The organism is Amycolatopsis sp. FU40 (assembly GCF_021903635.1).
Taxonomy (GTDB): domain Bacteria; phylum Actinomycetota; class Actinomycetes; order Mycobacteriales; family Pseudonocardiaceae; genus Amycolatopsis; species Amycolatopsis dendrobii.
Map to the genome: position 1 here is coordinate 6,088,693 of NZ_CP091381.1, position 19,475 is coordinate 6,108,167.

Consider the following 19,475-nt stretch of genomic DNA (forward strand, 5'->3'; position numbering starts at 1 on the left):
AGCCTGCCACAGCCAGCCGCCCCGGAAACGTGCCGAGAGTCTCCCGGGCGAACGTCACGGAGCGGCCCAGGGCCGGACCTCCTCCAGCAGCTTCGCCACCGCCAGCACCAGGTCGTCCGAATGCCGCGGGCCGACGATCTGCAGGCCGACCGGGAGGCCCGATTCGGTGCGTCCGGCCGGGACGCTGATCGCGGGCTGCTGCGTCATGTTGAACGGGTAGGTGAACGGCGTCCACTCCGGCCATTCGGTCATCCCGCTGCCCGGCGGCACGTCATGGCCTGCCTCGAACGGCGGGATCGGGACGGTCGGCGTGAGCAGCACGTCGTAGCGGGTGTGGAACTCGCCCATCAGGATGCCGAGCGCGGCGCGTTCCGCGGTGGCGTCGAGATAATCGCCCGCCGAATAGGTGCGGCCCTGTTCCCACACGCGGCGCAGGCCCGGATCGATCCGCGACTCGCTGCCCGGCGGGAACGCTTCGAGCGACTTCGCCGCGCCTGCCGACCACAGCACGTCGAAGGCGTCCTTCGGATCGGCGAATCCGGGGTCGGCCTGCTCCACCTGCAGTCCGGCGTCGGCGAGGGACTGCACCGCCGACTGGACGATCGCCGCGACTTCCGGGTCCACGTCGGCGAAACCGAGCGCCGGCGAGTACGCGGCGATCAGCCCGCGCACGTCGCGCCGCACGGCCTCGCGGTACGCGCTGATCGGCGGCGCGAGCCCGGTCGGGTCGCGGTGGTCCGGGAGCGCGAGGACGTCCAGCAGCAACGCCGTGTCGTCCACGCTGCGCGCCATCGGCCCGGCGTGCGCGAGCGGGCCGAACGGGCTCGCCGGGAACAGCGGGACCCGGCCGTGGGTCGGCTTCATGCCGACGATTCCGCAGAACGACGCGGGAATCCGGATCGAGCCGCCGCCGTCGGTGCCGACGGACAGCTCGCCCATCGCCGCCGCGACCGCGGCCGCGCTGCCGCCGCTGGACCCGCCCGCCGTCATCCGCGGGTTCACCGGATTGCGCGTGATGCCCGCGAGCGCGCTGTCGGTGACGCCCTTCCACGCGATCTCCGGCGTGGTCGTCTTGCCCAGCACGACCAGGCCCGCCTCGCGCATCCGCGCCATCACCGGGCTGTCGACCTCCCACGGCTGGTCGGCCGGGATGCTCGTGGAACCGCGCAGCGTCGGCCAGCCCTGGGTGAGGAAGATGTCCTTGATCGACGCCGGGACACCGTCGAGCGCGCCGATCGGATTCCCGTCGCGCCAGCGCGCCTCGGCCGCTTTCGCCTGTTCGAGCGCGCGTTCGGCGTCGACGAGGCAGTAGGCATTGACCTCGCCGTCGCGGTCCTCGATGTTCTGCAGGGCGCTCTTCGTCGCCTCGACCGGCGACAGTTCCCCGGTGGCGTAGGCGGCGACGAGTTCGCTGGCGGTCAATTCCCGGTCGCCCATCCGGCGCCTCCCTGCGATTCGGACGGCACGTAGCCGAGCCGTTTGTCCACGACGTTCCACAGCGGTTCCCCGGCGAGCCAGCGCCGGAAGTTCCCCGCGAACACCTCGACCAGCGTCCGCCGCCAGCCGATGAAATCGCCCGACATGTGCGGGGACAGCAGGACGTCCGGCATGGTCCACAGTGGACTCTCGGCGGGCAGCGGCTCGGTTTCGAAGACGTCGAGCGCGGCGCCGGCGAGTTCCCCCGCCTGCAGCGCCGCGATCAGATCGGAGGTGACCACCAGTTCGCCGCGGCCCACGTTGACGAACCGCGCGGACGGTTTCATCGCGGCGAACGCGGCGGCGTCGAACATGCCCTTGGTCTGGTCGGTGAGCGGCGCGACCGCGACGACGTAGTCGAACTCGGGCAGATACCGCGTCAGCGCGGCGGATTCGTGCACGACGCCGAAGTCCGGGTCCCCGACCCTTGCCCGCCGTCCCGCCCCGGACACACGCATCCCGGCCGCGCGCAGCATCCGCGCGATGGCCCTGCCGATCGGGCCGGTGCCCACCACCAGCACCTCCCGCCCGGCGATCCGCTCGGTCTCGCGGTGCTTCCACGTGCCGGCGCGCTGCAGGTCGAGCGAGCGCGCGAAGTCCTTGGCGAACGACAGCACGACGCCGAGCACGTACTCGGCGATGGCGTCGTCGAACACCCCGCGCGAGTTCGTGAGCACGACGTCGCTCTCGCGCAGCCCCGGGAACAGGACCGGGTCGACGCCGGCGCTCGCGATGTGCAGCCACTTCAACCGGTCCGCGGCATGCCAGGCGCCGGGGACGGCTCCGGACAGGAAATCGTAGACGAAGAGCGCGTCGGCACCGGCCAGCGCATCGGCGAGGCCGCGCTCATCGGTGTAACGAACTACCGCCGCGTCTTCGATAGCGGCCATGTCCGGTGGATGGTCTGCCCCGCAGAGCACTGCCAGTACGGGGTTTTCCGGGGCGATCACGATTGACACGGTAAAAGTGGCTCGTATGATTGTCAACAATCCGAGGACCACCCCCGGAGCACCGGACGGGCATCGGCACAGCGTATTCCGGAGGCTGAACCTTGGATCTGGACTTCCTCGCGTTCGAGGGCCCGCTCGCCCAGCGCGGCATCGGCGTGATCGCGCCGTTCGACCTCGCGCTCGAGCGCGAACTGTGGCGCTGGGTGCCGATGGAGGTGTCGCTGCATCTCGCCCGCACCCCCTACGAACCGGTTCCGGTGAGCATGGAGATGGCACAGCTGGTGAGCGACAGCAGGCACCTCGCCACGGCCACGCGCGACGTGCTGCACGTGGAGCCGGAGGTGGTCGCGTACCTGTGCACCTCGGGCAGCTTCGTGAACGGCATCGACTACGAACGCTCCCTCACCAAGGCGATCTGCGACGCGGGCGCGCCGGACGCGGTCACCACCTCCGGCGCCCTCGTCGAGGTGCTGCACCAGCTCGACCTGCACCGGGTCTCGGTGCTCACGCCCTACGACGCCGACCTCACCGGCAAACTCCACGATTTCCTCGGAGAGGTCGGCGTGACCACGGTGTCGAGCGACCATCTCGGACTGGGCGGCGGCATCTGGAAGGTCAGCTACCGCACCATCGCCGAGCGCATCCTGGCCGCGGACCACCGCGACGCCGAGGCGATCTTCGTCAGTTGCACCAACCTCCCCACGTTCGATCTGATCGAACCGCTGGAAAAGGCGCTCGGCAAACCCGTGCTGACCGCCAACCAGCTGACGATGTGGGCCTGCCTGCGCCGGATGCAGCTGCCCATCGTGGGCCCCGGCCAGTGGCTGCGGGAGGTGTCTTGACCCGTCCCGCTAATATTGTCGACAATTTGCGCATCCCGGAGGTTTCGTGACCACGATCGGCTTCATCTACCCCGACCACGCGGCCGAGGACGACTACCCGCTCGCGGAACAGCTTCTCGGCGGCTCCGACGGCGACATCAGCCTGCCGGTCGCGCACATCTACGGCACCGACCTGCACGCCGTGCCGGAACTGCTCGACCTCGGCAGCGAAGCCCGCCTCGCCGAAGGCGCCCGGCTGCTCGCGAAACACCAGCCGGAAGCGGTGGTGTGGGCGTGCACGTCCGGCAGCTTCGTGTACGGCTGGGACGGCGCGCGCACCCAGGCCGACCAGCTCGCCGCGGTCGCCGGGGTCCCGGCTTCGAGCACGTCGTTCGCCTTCGTGCACGCGGCGAAAGCCCTTGGCGTGCAACGAGTCGCGGTGGCCGCGAGCTACCCCGACGACGTCGCGCGGCTGTTCGTGGACTTCCTCGCCGCGGGCGGCGTCGAGGTGGTCTCGATGTCGAGCGCCGACATCGACACCGCCGCCGAGGTAGGCCAGCTCGCCCCCGAGGCCGTGGTGGACCTCGCGGTAAGCCACGACCATCCCGACGCCGACGCGGTTCTGGTGCCCGACACCGCGATGCGCACGCTCGGCGAGATCACCGACATCGAAGCGAAGCTCGGCAAGCCGGTGCTGACCGCCAACCAGGTGACCGTGTGGGAAGGCCTGCGCCTGACCGGGTCGACCCGGCTGGTGCGCTCGCTGGGCGCGTTGTTCCGGACGAGGGGCTGACCCGTGGTCGCACTCCCTGACATAGAACCGGTCAGCCGCGAATCGACCGCCGCCGTGATCGCGCGCCAGTTGCGCGACGCGATCATGACCGGCGCGCTGCCGCCGGGCACCCAGCTCGGCGAAACCGACCTCGCCGCCCGCTTCCAGGTCTCGCGCGGCCCGCTGCGCGAGGCGATGCAGCACCTCGTGTCCGAGGGTTTGCTGCGCAGCGAACGCCACCGGGGCCTGTTCGTGATCGACCTCGAACCGGCGGATGTCTTCGACATCTACCTCGCCCGCTCGGCGGTCGAACGGGCTGCCCTGCTGTGCGCGTTCCGCGGAGACCGCGAGGCGGTGGCGACGACGCTCGAACAGAACGTGGCCGACATGGCTGCCGCGGCGGACGATCCGGCCGCGTTGTCGGAGGCCGATCTGCGGTTCCACGAAGCGCTGATCAATGCGTCCGGCAGCAAACGCCTGGTGCGCATGGCCCGGACGCTGCTGATCGAGACGCGGATGTGCCTGACGCTGCTGCAGAGCACGTATCAGGGCGTGGAGGACCGGCTGGAGGAGCACACAAGGATCATTGAAGCCCTTCGGTCGGGTGACGAGGAAACGGCGCTGCACTTGCTGGACGCGCACATGGAGGACGCGATCAGCCGGTTGCTTCCGGGGCGGAGTTTGAAGGACGGAGTCGCGGCCGGGGAGTGAGGCAGGCGGGATTTTCGGGCGGCTGCCGCTTGACCCTCGCACCGCACAGAGCGCACCGCCGGAAATCACGCCGCACTGCCCGAGTACCGCATGGGCATCCGCAATCCGCGCTTGGCCTGGGGCGGCTCGGGTGTCTCCGCGCCCGGCTTGGATCCTTATCCCCGTGGTATCGAACCGCGCGATGGCCCGTTCCTCATGGGCGAGCCGGTGCACCGCCACGAAACCGAAAGTGCCGCAAGCCAACGCGAGCAGCAGCAGCGGAACGGCTGAGTTTTCGTCGAGGTCTCGATAGCTCAAGGCCGGGCCCCCACCGCTCCGCGATGGCGAACAGCAGGTGCGCCTCAGAGCACTTCGAGCGTGATCCAGTACCGCCGCACCGGCCCGTGGCCAGTCTGGCGGACCTCCTCCAGCACGCCGCCCGCGCGTTCGATCGTCCTGGCGGACGCCAGGTTCTCGGTCGCGCACACCAAGAGTACGCGAGGCAACTCCAGACGCCGAGCCTCGGGCAGCATCTGTCGCAACGCCCAGGAAGCGAGACCCCGGCCGCGCGCCGAGGGGCGGATGCCGAAGCCTAGGTGTCCGGCCCATTCGACATATTCGGCCGGCCCAGTGCGCAGAGCGATTCCGCCGAGGACCTGTCCGTCCTCGACCAGCCAGCGGTAGACGGCGTGGTCTCCCGGCAAGGAAGCGACCCAGGCGGCGAAGCCAGCCGGAGAATCGACCTGGTCCGACGCGGACAGGCCGAACCCGTCCTCGTGCAAGCCCGGTCCCCATTCGCGATGCGCTGCCAGCCACGGGCGGTGCAGGCGGACAGTGGGGGCCAGAAGTTCGGGCATGCTTCGACCTTACCGGCCACCAGCGAAGAAAACCCTGGCACAGCAGGGAAAACTCAGCCATGCCGCACCCCCAGCACGGGCTGCCCGCCGCGGCCGGAGTTGTATTGCGGAGACCACGGGAACCAGCCCGCGGAGTCGGCGTAGACCAGCTGCCTGGCTTCGATTCCCGTGCCATAGCAGCACACCGCGATGTCCAGGTGCGCCGCGGGATCGCTGAGCTGGACGATTTCCAGCCGGGGCAACCGGGGCAGCAGCCACTGTTCCCCGGGCACCGGCGGACCGGTGTGCAGCGACTCTTCGGCCGCGGCGCTGAGCAGCCGCACCGCCTGGTGCGGCAGCAATCCGGTGACGACCAGCTCGGGCAGGCCCTGCACGGTCAGGCCCGCGGTGTACGCCCAGGGCGGCCGGGAACCCGTTCCCAGCACGCCCTGGACGCACCAGCCGTTCTCCCTGATCTCGTCGAGCACCTCGATCAGGTACTGCTCCTCCGGTCTTCCCGGTTCCTCGCACCTCTGGCACATCGGCGCCTCCTCCCCTCGGGGACCCGTCGGCGGGTCAGGGAAGAGTCAACCGCGCGGCACCGACGAAAAATCAGCGGAGCGAAGCGGCCACCGCGGTGCCGAGCGCGGTTGTGGTAGCGGTTCCGCCGAGGTCGGGGGTGAGCGTTTCGCCCGCGGTCAGCACCTCGTCGACCGAAGCGCGGATCGCTTGTGCGGCAACGGTTTCCCCGAGGTGATCGAGCAGCATCGCCGCGGCGAGGATCTGCGCGACCGGGTTCGCGATGCCCTGTCCGGCGATGTCCGGAGCACTGCCGTGGACCGCCTCGAACATCGACGGAAACTCACCTGATGGGTTGATGTTTCCGGACGGGGCCATGCCCAGTCCGCCGGTGATCGCGGCCGCGAGATCGCTCAGGATGTCGCCGAACAGGTTCGACGCCACCACCACGTCGAGCCGGTCCGGAGCCTGCACCATCCGCGCGGCGAGCGCGTCCACATGGCACTGTTCCGCGCGGACGTCCGGGTACCGCGCCGCGACCTCGGCGAAAATCTCGTCCCAGTAAGGCATCGAGTGGATCAGCCCGTTGGACTTCGTCGCCGAGGTGACGTGCTGAGACCGCGTGCGCGCGAGTTCGAAGGCGTACCGGATGATCCGTTCCACCCCGACCCGGGTGAACACCGATTCCTGCAGCACGAACTCGTCCGGCCGCCCGGCGTTGTGCCGTCCGCCGATCGCCGAGTACTCGCCCTCGGAGTTCTCCCGGACGATCACCATTTCCAGCTCGTCGGCCTTCCGCCCGGCCAGCACCGAGGACGTCCCCGGCAGCAGCCGGACCGGACGCAGGTTGACGTACTGCTGGAACGCCCGCCGCAACGGGATCAGCAGGCCCCACAGCGAAACGTGGTCCGCGACGCCGGGGAAGCCGACGGCGCCGAGCAGGATGCCGTCGAAACCCGACAGCTGCTCGACCCCGTCCTCCGGCATCATCGCGCCGGTCTTCGCGTACCGCTCGCAGCTCCAGTCGAATTCGGTCCACTCCAAGGAGAATCCGTACTTGTCCGCGGCCGCGTCGAGGACCCGGCGCGCCTCGATCGTGACGTCGACCCCGATCCCGTCGCCCGGGATGCTGGCAATCCGGTGTGTCACAGGCTCACCGCGATGTACTTGGTCTCCAGGAACTCGTCGATGCCGACCGTGCCGCCCTCGCGGCCGAGACCGGACTGCTTGACGCCGCCGAACGGGGCCGCCGGGTTGGACACGATGCCCTGGTTGAGGCCGATCATCCCGGCCTCCAAGCGTTCCGACACGCGCAGCGCGCGCTTCAGGTCGCTGGTGAACAGGTAGGACACCAGGCCGAATTCGGTGTCGTTGGCCTTCTCGACCGCCTCGTCCTCGGTGTCGAACGGCGTGATCGGCGCGACCGGGCCGAAGATTTCCTCGCTGGCCAGCCGGGCGTCCACCGGCACGTCGGTGAGCACGGTCGCCGGGTAGAAGTGCCCCGGACCGTCGACCCGCGAGCCGCCGGTGAGCACCCGCGCGCCCTTGTCCGTGGCGTCCTTGACCAGTTCGGTCACCTTCTTCACCGCGGCCTCGTCGATGAGCGGGCCGACCACGACGCCTTCGTCGGTGCCGCGGCCCATCGGCAGCGCCTGCATCCGCTCGGTGAGCCGGCGGGAGAACTCCTCGGCGACGCCGCGCTGCACGTAGAACCGGTTGGCCGCGGTGCACGCCTCGCCGATGTTGCGCATCTTGGCCTGCATCGCGCCCTCGACCGCGGCGTCCAGGTCCGCGTCGTCGAACACGACGAACGGCGCGTTGCCGCCCAGTTCCATCGACGTGCGCAGCACCTTCTCCGCGCACTGCTCCAGCAGCTTGCGCCCGACCCCGGTCGAACCGGTGAAGGACAGCTTGCGCGCGCGGCCGTCGCGGATCAGCGGCTCCATCACGCCGCCGGCGTCCTTGGTGGTGACGACGTTCAGCACGCCTTCGGGCAGTCCGGCGTCGGCGAGGATCTGGGTGAGCGCGAGCATCGACAGCGGCGTCTGCGCGGCGGGCTTGATCACCATCGTGCAGCCCGCGGCGACGGCCGGGCCGATCTTGCGCGTGCCCATCGCCATCGGGAAGTTCCACGGCGTGATGAGCAGCGTCGGACCGACCGGCTGGCGCGCGATCAGGAACCGGCCCGAACCGTTCGGGGCCACCGCGTAGCCGCCGTCGATCCGCACCGCCTCCTCGGCGAACCAGCGGAAGAACTCGGCGGCGTAAGTGATTTCCCCGGCGGCCTCGGCCAGTGGCTTGCCCATCTCCAGGGTCATCAGCAGGGCCAGCTCGTCGCGGCGCTCGATGAGCTTGTCGTACGCGCGGCGCAGGATCTCGCCGCGCTCCCGAGGGGCGACCGCGGCCCAGTCGGCTTGCGCCGCGACCGCCGCGTCGAGCGCGGCGAGACCGTCTTCCGGTGCGGCGTCCGCGACCTGGCACAGCACCTCGCCGGTGGAGGGGTCCTGCACGTCGAAGGTCTTCCCGCTGCGCGCGGCGACCCACTTGCCGCCGATGAAGAGTTCCTTGCCGACCGCGTCCACGACGCCGTTCTCGGTGATCCCGCTCATCCAGCTCGCTCCTGTTCCTGTTGTCCCGAACTCATGCTATGGATATTGTCAACAATCGACAACCGTCTCCACCCGCACCCAGGAGGGCGCCGCATGGCCCAGCTTTCCCCGCTGCTCAAGCAGGCAACGCCCGTCGTCGTCGACCACGGTGAAGGGGTTTACCTCTACGACGTGGACGGGAAACGTCACCTCGACTTCACCGCGGGCATCGGGGTGACCAGCACCGGGCACTGTCACCCGCGCGTCGTCGAAGCCGCGCGCGAGCAGATCGGCAAGCTCGTGCACGGCCAGTACACGACGGTGATGCACCAGCCGCTGCTCGAACTGACCCGCAAGCTCGGCGAGGTGCTGCCGTCCGGGCTCGATTCGCTCTTCTACGCGAACTCCGGCAGCGAGGCCGTCGAGGCCGCGCTGCGGCTGGCCCGGCAGGCGACGAAGCGGCCGAACGTCATCGTGTTCCAGGGCGGTTTCCACGGCCGCACGGTCGCCGCGGCGTCCATGACCACCTCGGGCACGCGGTTCAGTGCGGGCATCTCGCCGCTGATGTCCGGCGTGCACGTCGCGCCGTTCCCCTACGCCTACCACTACGGCTGGGACGAGGAGACGGCGACGAAGTTCGCCTTGCGCGAGCTGGACTATCTCTTCCAGACCGTCTCCGCGCCGAACGAGACGGCCGCGTTCTTCATCGAGCCGGTGCTCGGCGAGGGCGGCTACGTCCCGGCCAACACCGAGTTCATGGCCGGGCTGCGCGAGCGCGCCGACCGGCACGGCATCCTGCTGGTGCTCGACGAGGTGCAGGCCGGGTTCGGCCGCACCGGCAAGTTCTGGGGCCACGACCACTTCGACGTCCACCCGGACGTCGTGCTGATCGCGAAGGGCCTCGCGAGCGGCTTCCCGCTGTCGGGCATCGCCGCTTCGGAAGAGCTGATGGCGAAGGCGTACCCGGGTTCGCAAGGCGGCACGTACGGCGGCAACGCGGTGTCGTGCGCGGCGGCGATCGCGACGCTCGACGTCATCCAGGACGAAGGCTTGGTCGAGAACGCCGCGGAGCGTGGCCGTCAGCTTCTCGAGGGCGCGCGCGTCATCGCGGACAAGACGCCGGCTATCGGCGACGTACGCGGTCTCGGGCTCCTCGTGGGCACCGAGTTCACTACCGCGGACGGCGAACCGGACACGGCCACCGCGCAGGCCGCGCAGCAGGCAGCCGCGAAGAGCGGACTGCTGCTGCTCACCTGTGGTGCGTACTCGAACGTCGTGCGCATGGTGCCGCCGCTGGTCGTCAACGCGGAACAGGTCGACGACGCCCTGCGCATCTGGGGCGAGGTCGTCACGTCGGTCACGGGGAGCTGAGGCATGGCGCGCTACATCACCATCAGCCTCGACAAGCGCGGCGTCACCTGTCGCGCCCGGCTGCTCGACGACGAAGCACCGCGCACCTGCAAGGCGGTGTGGGACGCGCTGCCGCAGAGCGGTTCGGCCTATCACGCGAAGTACGCGCGCAACGAGGTTTACACGCTCGTGCCGCCCTTCGCGGAGCCTAAGCCGGGGCGCGAGAATCCGACCATCACCCCGATTCCGGGCGATGTCGTCTACTTCGGATTCGAGGCGTGGGAAATCGGCAATCCGGCGTACGGCTACGACGAAGGCAGCGAGGCGCACAGCGACCAGGGTGCCACGGATCTCGCAATTTTCTACGGACGCAACAACCTGCTGATCAACGGCGACGCGGGCTGGGTGCCCGGCAACGTGTTCGCGACGATCGAGGAAGGCCTGTCCGAGATGGCAGCGGCCGCGCAGGATCTGTGGCTGCGCGGCGTAGAGGGCGAGACGCTGTCGTTCGCGCGGGCGGACTGACAGTCAGACGGCATCGCGCAGGTGGGGTCGTGAGTGTTCATGCCGGTTAGAAGCGTCACGAACACTCACGACCCCCGGCCGCCGAGACGGGCCACCGGCAGGGCAGAACTCTCGCGCACCGCCGACTCCGCACCCGCTGCAGGGAAACCCCCATCGGGCCAAAATGTTCCTCCAGAGTGAATCCGGGTTGACCCTCCGCGATCATGATCTGGACCCGATATTCGCCGCCGGACAAGGGATTCAGCCCTGTTGATCACCCAGCGGTGTGAACCTCGGCAACTCACCAATCGTGGCTTCGCATTCACCGTTTCGAGGGCCCGCTCCGCCCGGTTGCCGCAGTGCGCGTCTGCTACCCAGGGTGATCGGAGCCGGGGTTCGCTACGAACCGTGGCGAAGAGTCCACAATGCACCCCCGGCGACAAACCCGAAAGCCTTACATGTTTAACATGGGAAGATTCTTCGGCCGCCGATCCCTTGCCAGCACAGGGAAAACCGCGTTTTGACACCGCGGCAGCGCCGGTGGAAATCTGCGATGGCTCCTCGCGAGAGCACCAAGGAAGAACAATCCGAACAAGGAGCCCCTCAATGCAGATGTTCACCCAGCACGTGCACCACGGCCACGACCTGATCTCGGGTCTGCTCGCGCACCTGGCGCACGTGCTCGGCTGGCTCGTCTGACCGGCACCGAGGATTAACCCAGGGGCCGGCCTGTTGGCGCGGGCCGGTCCCTGCTTGGGTTCTCCCCCCCTTCCCGGCCACGCGCGCGGCGTGGCCTTTTTCGTGCCCGCGTGCGCTAACGTGAAACTTATTCATGGCCAGTCCGGCGGCAGAACGGCTAGGCTTCGGCCACGACGTACGCGCGCGCACGAGGGAGTGGCATGAGCGAGATCGCAACACAGCTGGCAGGGGCCGTCGGAGCGGGGAACCTGCTGACCGGTGACGCGATCTCCGACGACTACGCGCACGACGAGGCGCTCAGCACGCCAGGCCAGAAACCGGCGTACGTCGCGAAGCCTGCCACTGCCGAAGAGGTCTCCGAGCTGCTGAAGATCGCCGCTGCCGAGGGCATCCCGGTGACCGCGCGCGGGTCCGGCAGCGGGCTGTCCGCCGCGGCGCGTCCGGTCGAAGGCGGGCTGGTCGTCTCGTTCGAGCGGATGAACTCGGTGCTCGAGATCGACACCGGCAACCACGTCGCCGTCGTCCAGCCGGGCGTCACGCTGGCCGAACTCGACGCGAAGACCGCCGAACACGGCCTCACCTACCCCGTTTATCCCGGCGAACTGAGCGCGAGCGTCGGCGGCACCGTCGGCACCAACGCCGGCGGCATGCGCGCGATCCGCTACGGCATCACCCGCGGCAACGTCTCCGGCCTCCAGGCGGTGCTCGCGACCGGCGAGATCATCCGCGTCGGCGGCCGGATGTCGAAGATCTCCAGCGGCTACGACCTCACCCAGCTGATCATCGGCTCGGAGGGCACGCTCGCGCTGGTGACCGAGGTGATCGTGAAACTGCAGCCGCGGCTGCCGCACGGCGCGACGGTGCTCGCCCCGTTCGACGATTTCGCCCAGGTCATGGCGGCCGTGCCGAAGATCGCCGCGAGCGGTCTCGCCCCGCAGATCCTCGAGTACATCGACAACATGACGATGGCCGCGATGGTCTACAACGACAAGCTCGAACTGGGCGTCCCGGCGGAAATCCGCGACCGGACCCAGGCGTATCTGGCCGTGGCGCTGGAAAACCGGGTGGCCGACCGGCTCGGCGAGGACGTCGAAGCGCTCGGCGAACTGCTGGTCGAACTCGGCGCTGCCGATGCGTACGTGCTCGAAGGCGGTGCCGCGCGCAAGCTCATCGAAGCCCGCGAAAAAGCCTTCTGGAACGCCAAAGCCGCGGGCGCGGACGACGTGATCGACGTGGTGGTGCCGCGGACCGCGATGCCGCTGTTCCTGGACAAGGCCCGCGAGCTGGCGATGGCCACCGGCGGCGGCGCGATCGGCTGCGGGCACGCCGGCGACGGCAACGTCCACCTGGCGATCTTCTGCAAGGACCCGGACACGCGCTCGCAACTGCTGACCGACATCTTCGGTTACGCCTATGAATTGGGCGGCGCGATCTCCGGCGAGCACGGACTCGGCCGCACCAAGACGAAGTACTACGCCAAACTCGAGGACCCGGCGAAGCTCGATCTGCTGCGCCGGGTCAAGGAAAGCTTCGACCCGGCCGGGATCCTGAACCCCGGCGTTCTGTTCGCTCAAACCGGAAAGTGAGCACAGTGAGCACGCTCAACGGCGCCCAGTCCCTCATCCGCACGCTCGTCGACAGCGGGGTCGACGTGTGCTTCTCCAACCCCGGCACGTCGGAAATGCATTTCGTCGCCGCGCTCGATTCGGTGCCGGAGATGCGCGGCGTGCTCGCGCTGTTCGAGGGCGTCGTGACCGGTGCCGCGGACGGGTACGCGCGGGTCGCGGGCAAGCCCGCCGCGACGCTGCTGCACCTCGGCCCCGGGCTCGGGAACGGCCTGGCGAACCTGCACAACGCGCGGCGCGCGCACACGCCGGTGGTCAACGTGATCGGCGACCACGCCACGTATCACAAGCAGTACGACGCTCCGCTGGAGTCGGACATCGACGCCATCGCGGGCTCGCTCGAAGGCTGGGTGCGCCGGTCCGGGCACACGAAGGATGTCGGCGCGGACGCCGCGGCGGCGGTCGCGGCGGCACAGGACGCACCGGGCCGGGTCGCGACCCTGATCCTTCCCGCCGACGCGTCGTGGGGCGAGGGCGGCGAAACGTGCGAGCCGATTCCGCCGCGCGTGCCGCAGACGGTCGATTCGACGACCGTGCAGAAGATCGCGGACCTGCTGCGCGGCGGCGAGCCGGTGGCGTTGCTGATCGGCGGATCCGCTTGCCGCGAAGCGGGTTTGCGCGCGACCAGCCGGATCGCGGCCGCGACCGGGGTGAAGGCGTTCGCCGAAACGTTCCCTGCGCGGCTGGAGCGCGGCGCCGGGCTGCCCGCCATCGAACGGCTGGGTTATCTCGCCGAGCACGTCAAATACCAGCTGGACGGGATCAAGCACCTGATCGTCGCGGGCACGAGGGCGCCGGTGTCGTTCTTCGCCTACCCCGGCATGCCGAGCGAGCTGACCCCGGAAGGCGCCGACGTCCACGTCCTCGCCACGGCGGGCCAGGACGTCTCCGCCGCGCTGGAAGCGGTCGCCGCGCTGGTGGCCGCGGACACCGAGCCGGTCTTGCAGGAGGCCGGGCGGCCGGCACTGCCCGCCGGTCCGCTCACCCCGCAGAACTGGGTCGACGTCATCGGCGCGCTGCTGCCGGAGAACGCGATCATCGTGGACGAGGCGAACACGTCCGGGCTCATGCTCCCCGCCGCGACCGCGGGCGCGCCGCGGCACGACGTGCTGACCCTGACCGGCGGCGCGATCGGCTACGGCATGCCGGTGGCCGTCGGCGCGGCGATCGCGGCTCCGCAGCGGCCCGTGGTCAACCTCGAATCCGACGGCAGCGCGATGTACACGATCTCCGCGCTGTGGACGCAAGCGCGCGAGAACCTCGACGTCACCACAGTGGTGCTCAACAACAACGCGTACGCGATCCTCCGGATGGAACTGCAGCGGGTCGGCGCGGCCGGAGACGGGCCGCGCGCGAAGGACCTGCTGGACATCGGCCGTCCGGACCTGGACTTCGTGAAGATCGCCGAGGGCATGGGCGTCCCGGCGACCCGGGCGACGACCGCGGAAGAACTGGCCGAACAGTTCCGGCGCGCGATCGCCGAACCGGGGCCGCACCTGATCGACGCGGCCGTTCCGCCGCTGCTCTAGACGCGGGCGAGTTCCGGGCTGGCGGGACGGAACCGCGGCACCACCGCGGTCAACGCCAGCCCGGCCGCCGCCGCCACCGCGGCGACCGCGAACGTGGCGCGGAAACCCGCGAGCGAGGGCACGGTGAACGAGCCGACGGTGATTGTCAGGTGGGCGAGCATCGTGGCCATCACGGCACTGGACGTCGAGGTGCCGACGGACCGCATGAGCGAGTTCAGCCCGTTCGCCGACGCGGTTTCGGTGACCGGCACCGCGCTCATGATCAGCGCTGGCATAGCGGCGTAAGCGATTCCGACGCCAGCCCCGATGATCACCGACGCGATGATCAGCTCGACCGCGTTGGCCATCAGGAAAATCGCGAAGACGTAGCCGACCGCGATCACGATCGCGCCGGTCATGAGCGTGACACGCGCGCCGTAGCGGTTGGTCAGCCGCGCGGAGACCGGGGACAGCGCCATCATGACCAGGCCGTTCGGCGCAAGGCACAGCCCGGCTTCCACCATGCTGAGCCCGAGACCGTAGCCGGTGGCCGAAGGCGCCTGCAGCAACTGCGGGAACGACAACGACATCGCGTACATCGCGAAGCCGACGAGGACCGACGCGAGGTTCGTGAACAACACCGGCCGCCGCGCCGAAACGCGCAGATCGACCAGCGGGTCGCGACGACGCAGCTGATACCAGCCCCACGCCGCGAGAACGACCGCGGCCGTCGCGGCGAACCCGAGCGTCGCCGGACTGCCCCAGCCCCACTCGCCGCCCTTCACGATCGGCAGCAACAGGCTGGTGAGGCCGACGATCAACCCGAGCGTGCCGAGGAAATCGAACGGCGCGGGCGTGCGAACCGGCGATTCCGGCACGAACCGCAGGATCAGCAGCGCACACCCGAGTCCGAGCCCGGCCGCGCCCCAGAACAGAACGTGCCAGTCCGCGTGCTCGGCCACGATCGCCGCGACCGGCAACCCGATCGCACCGCCGACGCCGAGCGTCGCGCTCATCAGCGAAATCGCGCCGCTCACGCGTTCCGGCGGCAGTTCGTCGCGCATGATGCTGATGCCGAGCGGAATGACGCCCATCGCGCAGCCCTGCAACCCGCGGCCGACGATCATCAGCGCGAGCGAACTGGTGAGCGCCGAGACCACGGACCCGGCGATCAGCACCGCCAGGCTCACCAGCAACACGCGACGCTTGCCGTAGAGATCGCCGAGCCGCCCGGCGACCGGCGTGCACACCGCAGCGGCCAGCAGCGTGACGGTGATGACCCACGACGCGTCCGTCGGCGTGGTGTCGAGCAGTCTCGGGAACGCCGGGATCAACGGGATGACCAGCGTCTGCATGAACGAAGCGACCAGCCCGCACGACGCGAGCACCACGATGATCGGCCCCGAACCCGCCCGCGCCACCACGTCCCCCGTCCCGTATGCCGTACCGGATTCGCACGCTACCGGTCGGGACGGGAAGAACGGGCGGTTCGTGATCGATCCGACTTACCGGGATGGTCCGTTTGGCCCAATGCCGGGTTGGGTCAGAGCCACTGTTTGACGCCGCCGTGGCCGGAGCAGGTGCCGGAACGGTGCTGGCTGTAGCTGTAGGTGCCGTCGTTGCAGAGCGCGGTCGCTCCCGAAGGGTTCGAAGACGGATTGTGGACGCAGGTTCCCGAGGAGTTGCGGTAGTAGCCGGGGCCGCAGTCGGCGGGCACGGGATCCGGGGTCGTTGGCTGTGCCGAAGGAGCAGCCTGGTACGGCGGAGCGGCCTGATCGGGCACCTGGAATGTGGGTACCTCGAACGTCGGCACGTCGAACGTGGGCGCCTGGATCTCCGGCGCGGCCGGGGTTTTCGGCGCGGCCTTGGGTTTCGCCGCGGTCGTGGGCGGCGCGAACTGCTGCTGCGTGGTCTCCGGCGACGTGACCGACGTCGTCGAGGTTTCGGAGTACGTGTCCGGCTCGCTGTACGTGGTCGACGGCGAGTAGTCGCTCGGCACGACCGAAGCCGGGTCTTCCGCCGGCGCGGTTGCCGCTCCGCACCCGGCGGCCAGAACACCCGCGGCCAGAGCCATCCCCAGTTTTCGCCACATGCGGAACCTCCCTCACGATCCAGGTAATCGGAGAGGTCGAGAAGCCGCGGAAAACTGTTACAGCGGCCGCCTGCGCACCCGCAGGGCATCGCCTGAACGCCATTCGCGGCGAGACAAAACGGCTACGCCGGCCCGCGGAAAACCGCCGCGGGCATTTGGCCGACCGCCCGCGGCTCAGCCGTCCGCGGGACACCACGGATCCGGCGCCCGGAAGACCGCCTTGCCGCAGAAGCCCTGGAGTTCCGGGTCGACCTCGCCGCCTTGGACGCGCAGTACCGCTACGGGTTTGTCCTGCGGGACGTGCCTGCCGATGTCTCCGCCGTAGTCGATGGTTCCGCTGACTCCTTCGATGTATTTGTTGGTCTGGTTGGCGTCCGGCCGCGAGGTGTGGATCGCGGCGATCTCGCGCCATACCGCGCCGGGCGTTACCGGGATGTTCGTTGACGTCTCGCGCAGATACGCGGTCGCGGTGATCATCACCAATGCGGCGTCGTAGGACAGCGCGGCGTGACCGTCGAACGATCGGCCTTTTTCCGTGTGCTCGAAGGCGAACTTGGCGTTGAGCGTGGTGTAGAAGTCCCGCGCGAGGCCTTTCGCGGGCGTCGCCGGGGCGCTCGCTAGCGCGAGATAGTAGTAGGACAACGCGCGATTGCCTTCCCGCGAAACGGAATTCGCGACGTAACGGGAGACGTCGTCGTCGCCGATGATCGTCGCTTTGCTGCCGCATTGCGCGGCTCCGGCGAGGAATTCGCCGAAGTCCGGGACGCCCCGGCCGGCGAAGAACGCGAAGCCGTCGTAGGAGCAGATGTCCCGTCCGGCTGCCCCGGCCTTGCCGACAGTCCGGTTGCCGGACGGGGCCTTCGCGTCTCCGCTGTTCGGTTCGAACGCGCGTGCCTCGACGGTGAAACCCGCGTGTTTGAACGAGGTCAGCACATCGTCGCGGAGGTTCGTGCTGTAGTAATCGGTGTCGTCGTCGGGGTAGTAGACGCGGAGCGACCGGGGGCCGGGGCGCTGGGCGGCGAACGCCGCGGCCACCGCGGCTTCCCGGCGGTTCTGGGGCGCGACCTGGTAGTAGATCGGGTTCTGGTCCGCGAGCTGATCGGCGGTGAGCGTCGCGGCGACCACCGGAATGCCCGCGTCGGCCAGCGCGCGGATCGTGTCGGAGGTCGGGCGGCTGCTCATGTCGAGTCCGACCACGCCGACGATGCTGGGGTCCTGTTTCGCCATTTCCAGCAGCGTCCTCGCGACCGCAGCGCCCTGGAGCATTCCCCTGCCTCCGTTGGCGATCAGCATGCGCACGATCGGTTCGGCCGCGGCGGTCGCGTCGAGTTGCCGCGACTGCGCGACCGCGAACCCCTCCAGCGATTCCCGTTCCGCGGTGAGCCCTTCGGCGGTGTCGTTCGACGACGTCAGCGCCTCCAGGTCGACCAGCGTGATGTACGGCCGTTCCGGATGCTGCTGGTGCAGTTCCTCCGCCCGCCGGTTCTGGTCCGCGATCACCGCCTCGACCTGCTGGATCGTCCCCTCCTTGTCGACCGGGGAGAACAGCGTGAAGGTGCCGTCGGACACCCCGACGCACTGGTCGTCCACCCGGGTCAGCCACTCGCTCGACGTGCCGCAGTGACTGTCCAGAAAGGACTGATAGCGCACGACGGCGAACCCGGCGACCAGCGCGAGCACGACCGCGGGCACCCCGGCCCGCACCCAGCGCGTCGTCCACCACGCCGCCCGTCCGCGTCCGCCGGACAGGTCGTAATGCTCGCCGAGGGCCAGCATTCGCTTGCGCACCTCGGTTTTTTCGGTCTCGGTCTGCGGTGCGTCGAGCCCGATCGGCAGGTACCACGCGGTGGGGCGGCGGGCGCGGCGGTCCGCGCCGAGCCGGTTCTGCCACACCCGGTACGCGTCGGCGGCGTCGGCGGCGTGGTACTTCGGCCGGTCCTCGCTCGGCGCGGCATCCGGCGGCGGCGCCTGGCTCGCGCTGACCACGAGCAGCGGGTCGAAGAGGCCGACCTGGTTGCGGACTTCGTTGATCAGTTCCAGCAGCCGGTAACCGCCGTTGGCCGGGCCGACCTCGTCGAGCAGCAGCACCGGATACGTCATCCGGCGACGCCGCCAGAACTGCCACGGCCGCAGCCGGTACTCGCGCCGCAGGTCCTCCAGGAACGCGTTGACCAGCAGCCGAGCGACGTACTGAGGCGATTCCTTCTGCCATTCGCCGTCGGTGAGCCGCATCGCGAAGCGAACGAAGCTGCCCGACATCTCCGGGGCGAGATGCGGCTGGCGCAGGAACCAGCGATACCGTCCGGACAGCCCGGGGACGCGCCCGGTGACAGCGATCCGGAAGGTGCCGATCGTCAGCCAGCGCAGCAGCAGCAACGGAAACCGCCAGGTCGGATGCTGCGGCACCAGTTCGCGGCTGACGCTCTCGATAGCCGAGCGGAACCGGATCAGCAGGCCGTTCTCCTGCAACTCGCGCAGCAACGTGCGTTCGGGATCGGTGTCGTCGTCCGGAAACTGCTTCGCCATGAGCTGGTCGACCAACGTGAACAGCCGGAACCGCAACCGGCTTTCGCGCGTGCGGCCGCTGCGGACGAGGGTGTTGCGGACGCGCCACAGAAGATCGCGCACCACCTCGACGCTCGCCTCGGTCGCTTTGCCCGGCGTGTCGACGTCCGGCCGGTCGGCAAGCGAGAAATAGACGGAACGCACGGTGCCCGCCGGTTTCGCGTTCTGCAACCGCGAACCCAGCTCTTCGAGCACCCCCTCGCGCGCCTCTCCTACGAGGCACACCATCGGGAGCCCGCGCCGCTCGGCACGTTCTCGGTGATAACCGGGACGCCATTCTCCGTCGTCCCGCAATTCCCGCGGCCGGTCGCCGACGCGGGGCCGCTGATAAAGCGCCCCGATCAGCTTGACGAGCCGATCCGCACCAGCGAACGCGAGCTGCTCCCCCGCGACGGCCACCGTCTGGTCCATGCCGAAGTATCCCATGCGGCGGCCGGGAGGGGTCCCGGATTTATGCCGACATGGCAAGGGTTATTCGAT

The 19,475-nt window shown here is 69.4% G+C and carries 16 protein-coding genes; 7 read left to right on the forward strand and 9 right to left on the reverse strand.

What is annotated here, in order from left to right; all coding sequences use genetic code 11:
- Positions 1–54 precede the first annotated feature (54 nt).
- Both L3Q65_RS28520 and L3Q65_RS28525 read right to left on the reverse strand, forming a co-directional pair.
- The gene (locus tag L3Q65_RS28520; RefSeq protein WP_182890092.1) at positions 55–1,437 is read right to left on the reverse strand and encodes an amidase; all 1,383 of its coding nucleotides are present in this window, start codon (positions 1,435–1,437) and stop codon (positions 55–57) included.
- Positions 1,419–2,366 carry a D-2-hydroxyacid dehydrogenase gene (locus tag L3Q65_RS28525; protein ID WP_220506781.1) on the reverse strand — a complete coding sequence of 316 codons (948 nt, stop codon included), beginning with the start codon at positions 2,364–2,366 and terminating at the stop codon, positions 1,419–1,421. Before L3Q65_RS28525 ends, L3Q65_RS28520 begins: the two co-directional genes overlap by 19 nt.
- A gap of 161 nt (positions 2,367–2,527) precedes the next feature.
- Here L3Q65_RS28525 and L3Q65_RS28530 point away from each other — a divergent pair, with 161 nt between their 5' ends.
- Genes L3Q65_RS28530 through L3Q65_RS28540 form a run of 3 tightly spaced genes read left to right on the forward strand, consistent with a single transcriptional unit; the run spans position 2,528 to position 4,730 of the window.
- The gene (locus L3Q65_RS28530) at positions 2,528–3,268 is read left to right on the forward strand and encodes an Asp/Glu/hydantoin racemase (RefSeq protein ID WP_182890090.1); all 741 of its coding nucleotides are present in this window, start codon (positions 2,528–2,530) and stop codon (positions 3,266–3,268) included.
- A gap of 46 nt (positions 3,269–3,314) precedes the next feature.
- A complete protein-coding gene (locus L3Q65_RS28535) occupies positions 3,315–4,040 on the forward strand; it encodes a maleate cis-trans isomerase (RefSeq protein ID WP_237597148.1) in 726 nt (241 codons plus the stop codon).
- Positions 4,041–4,043: 3 nt separating this feature from the next.
- Complete coding sequence (locus L3Q65_RS28540) at positions 4,044–4,730, forward strand: GntR family transcriptional regulator (RefSeq protein WP_182890088.1); 687 nt, start codon at positions 4,044–4,046, stop codon at positions 4,728–4,730.
- 341 nt (positions 4,731–5,071) lie between these two features.
- Here L3Q65_RS28540 and L3Q65_RS28545 read toward each other — a convergent pair whose 3' ends face one another.
- The 4 genes from L3Q65_RS28545 to L3Q65_RS28560 all read right to left on the reverse strand — a co-directional run bounded on the left by L3Q65_RS28545 (position 5,072) and on the right by L3Q65_RS28560 (position 8,673).
- A complete protein-coding gene (locus L3Q65_RS28545) occupies positions 5,072–5,566 on the reverse strand; it encodes a GNAT family N-acetyltransferase (protein WP_237597149.1) in 495 nt (164 codons plus the stop codon).
- A gap of 53 nt (positions 5,567–5,619) precedes the next feature.
- Entirely contained in the window at positions 5,620–6,087 is a 468-nt protein-coding gene (locus tag L3Q65_RS28550) for a DUF4262 domain-containing protein (protein ID WP_182890086.1), read from the reverse strand.
- A gap of 70 nt (positions 6,088–6,157) precedes the next feature.
- Complete coding sequence (locus L3Q65_RS28555; RefSeq protein WP_182890085.1) at positions 6,158–7,213, reverse strand: tartrate dehydrogenase; 1,056 nt, start codon at positions 7,211–7,213, stop codon at positions 6,158–6,160.
- Positions 7,210–8,673: an NAD-dependent succinate-semialdehyde dehydrogenase gene (locus tag L3Q65_RS28560; RefSeq protein ID WP_182890084.1), complete on the reverse strand. Its 1,464-nt coding sequence runs from the start codon at positions 8,671–8,673 to the stop codon at positions 7,210–7,212. The genes L3Q65_RS28555 and L3Q65_RS28560 overlap by 4 nt, the downstream gene beginning before the upstream one ends.
- Before the next feature lie 93 nt (positions 8,674–8,766).
- Here L3Q65_RS28560 and L3Q65_RS28565 point away from each other — a divergent pair, with 93 nt between their 5' ends.
- From L3Q65_RS28565 to L3Q65_RS28580, 4 genes are all read left to right on the forward strand, one after another.
- A complete protein-coding gene (locus L3Q65_RS28565; RefSeq protein ID WP_182890083.1) occupies positions 8,767–10,023 on the forward strand; it encodes an aspartate aminotransferase family protein in 1,257 nt (418 codons plus the stop codon).
- 3 nt (positions 10,024–10,026) lie between these two features.
- Positions 10,027–10,527, forward strand: a complete 501-nt coding sequence (locus L3Q65_RS28570) for a DUF3830 family protein (RefSeq protein WP_009082826.1) — start codon at positions 10,027–10,029, stop codon at positions 10,525–10,527.
- Positions 10,528–11,405: 878 nt separating this feature from the next.
- Positions 11,406–12,791, forward strand: coding sequence for an FAD-binding oxidoreductase (locus L3Q65_RS28575; RefSeq protein WP_237597150.1), 1,386 nt, complete (start codon positions 11,406–11,408; stop codon positions 12,789–12,791).
- 5 nt (positions 12,792–12,796) lie between these two features.
- Positions 12,797–14,359 (forward strand): acetolactate synthase large subunit, encoded by a 1,563-nt coding sequence (locus L3Q65_RS28580; RefSeq protein ID WP_182890081.1) that lies wholly within the window; start codon positions 12,797–12,799, stop codon positions 14,357–14,359.
- Here the strand turns inward: L3Q65_RS28580 and L3Q65_RS28585 are convergent.
- The 3 genes from L3Q65_RS28585 to L3Q65_RS28595 all read right to left on the reverse strand — a co-directional run bounded on the left by L3Q65_RS28585 (position 14,356) and on the right by L3Q65_RS28595 (position 19,406).
- A complete protein-coding gene (locus L3Q65_RS28585; RefSeq protein WP_182890271.1) occupies positions 14,356–15,759 on the reverse strand; it encodes an MFS transporter in 1,404 nt (467 codons plus the stop codon). The two genes, L3Q65_RS28580 and L3Q65_RS28585, sit on opposite strands and share 4 nt — an antisense overlap.
- Before the next feature lie 122 nt (positions 15,760–15,881).
- Positions 15,882–16,430 carry a DUF3761 domain-containing protein gene (locus tag L3Q65_RS28590; RefSeq protein ID WP_237597151.1) on the reverse strand — a complete coding sequence of 183 codons (549 nt, stop codon included), beginning with the start codon at positions 16,428–16,430 and terminating at the stop codon, positions 15,882–15,884.
- 174 nt (positions 16,431–16,604) lie between these two features.
- On the reverse strand, positions 16,605–19,406 hold the full coding sequence (locus tag L3Q65_RS28595) for a hypothetical protein (RefSeq protein ID WP_237597152.1): 2,802 nt from the start codon (positions 19,404–19,406) through the stop codon (positions 16,605–16,607).
- Between the last annotated feature and the right edge of the window lie 69 nt (positions 19,407–19,475).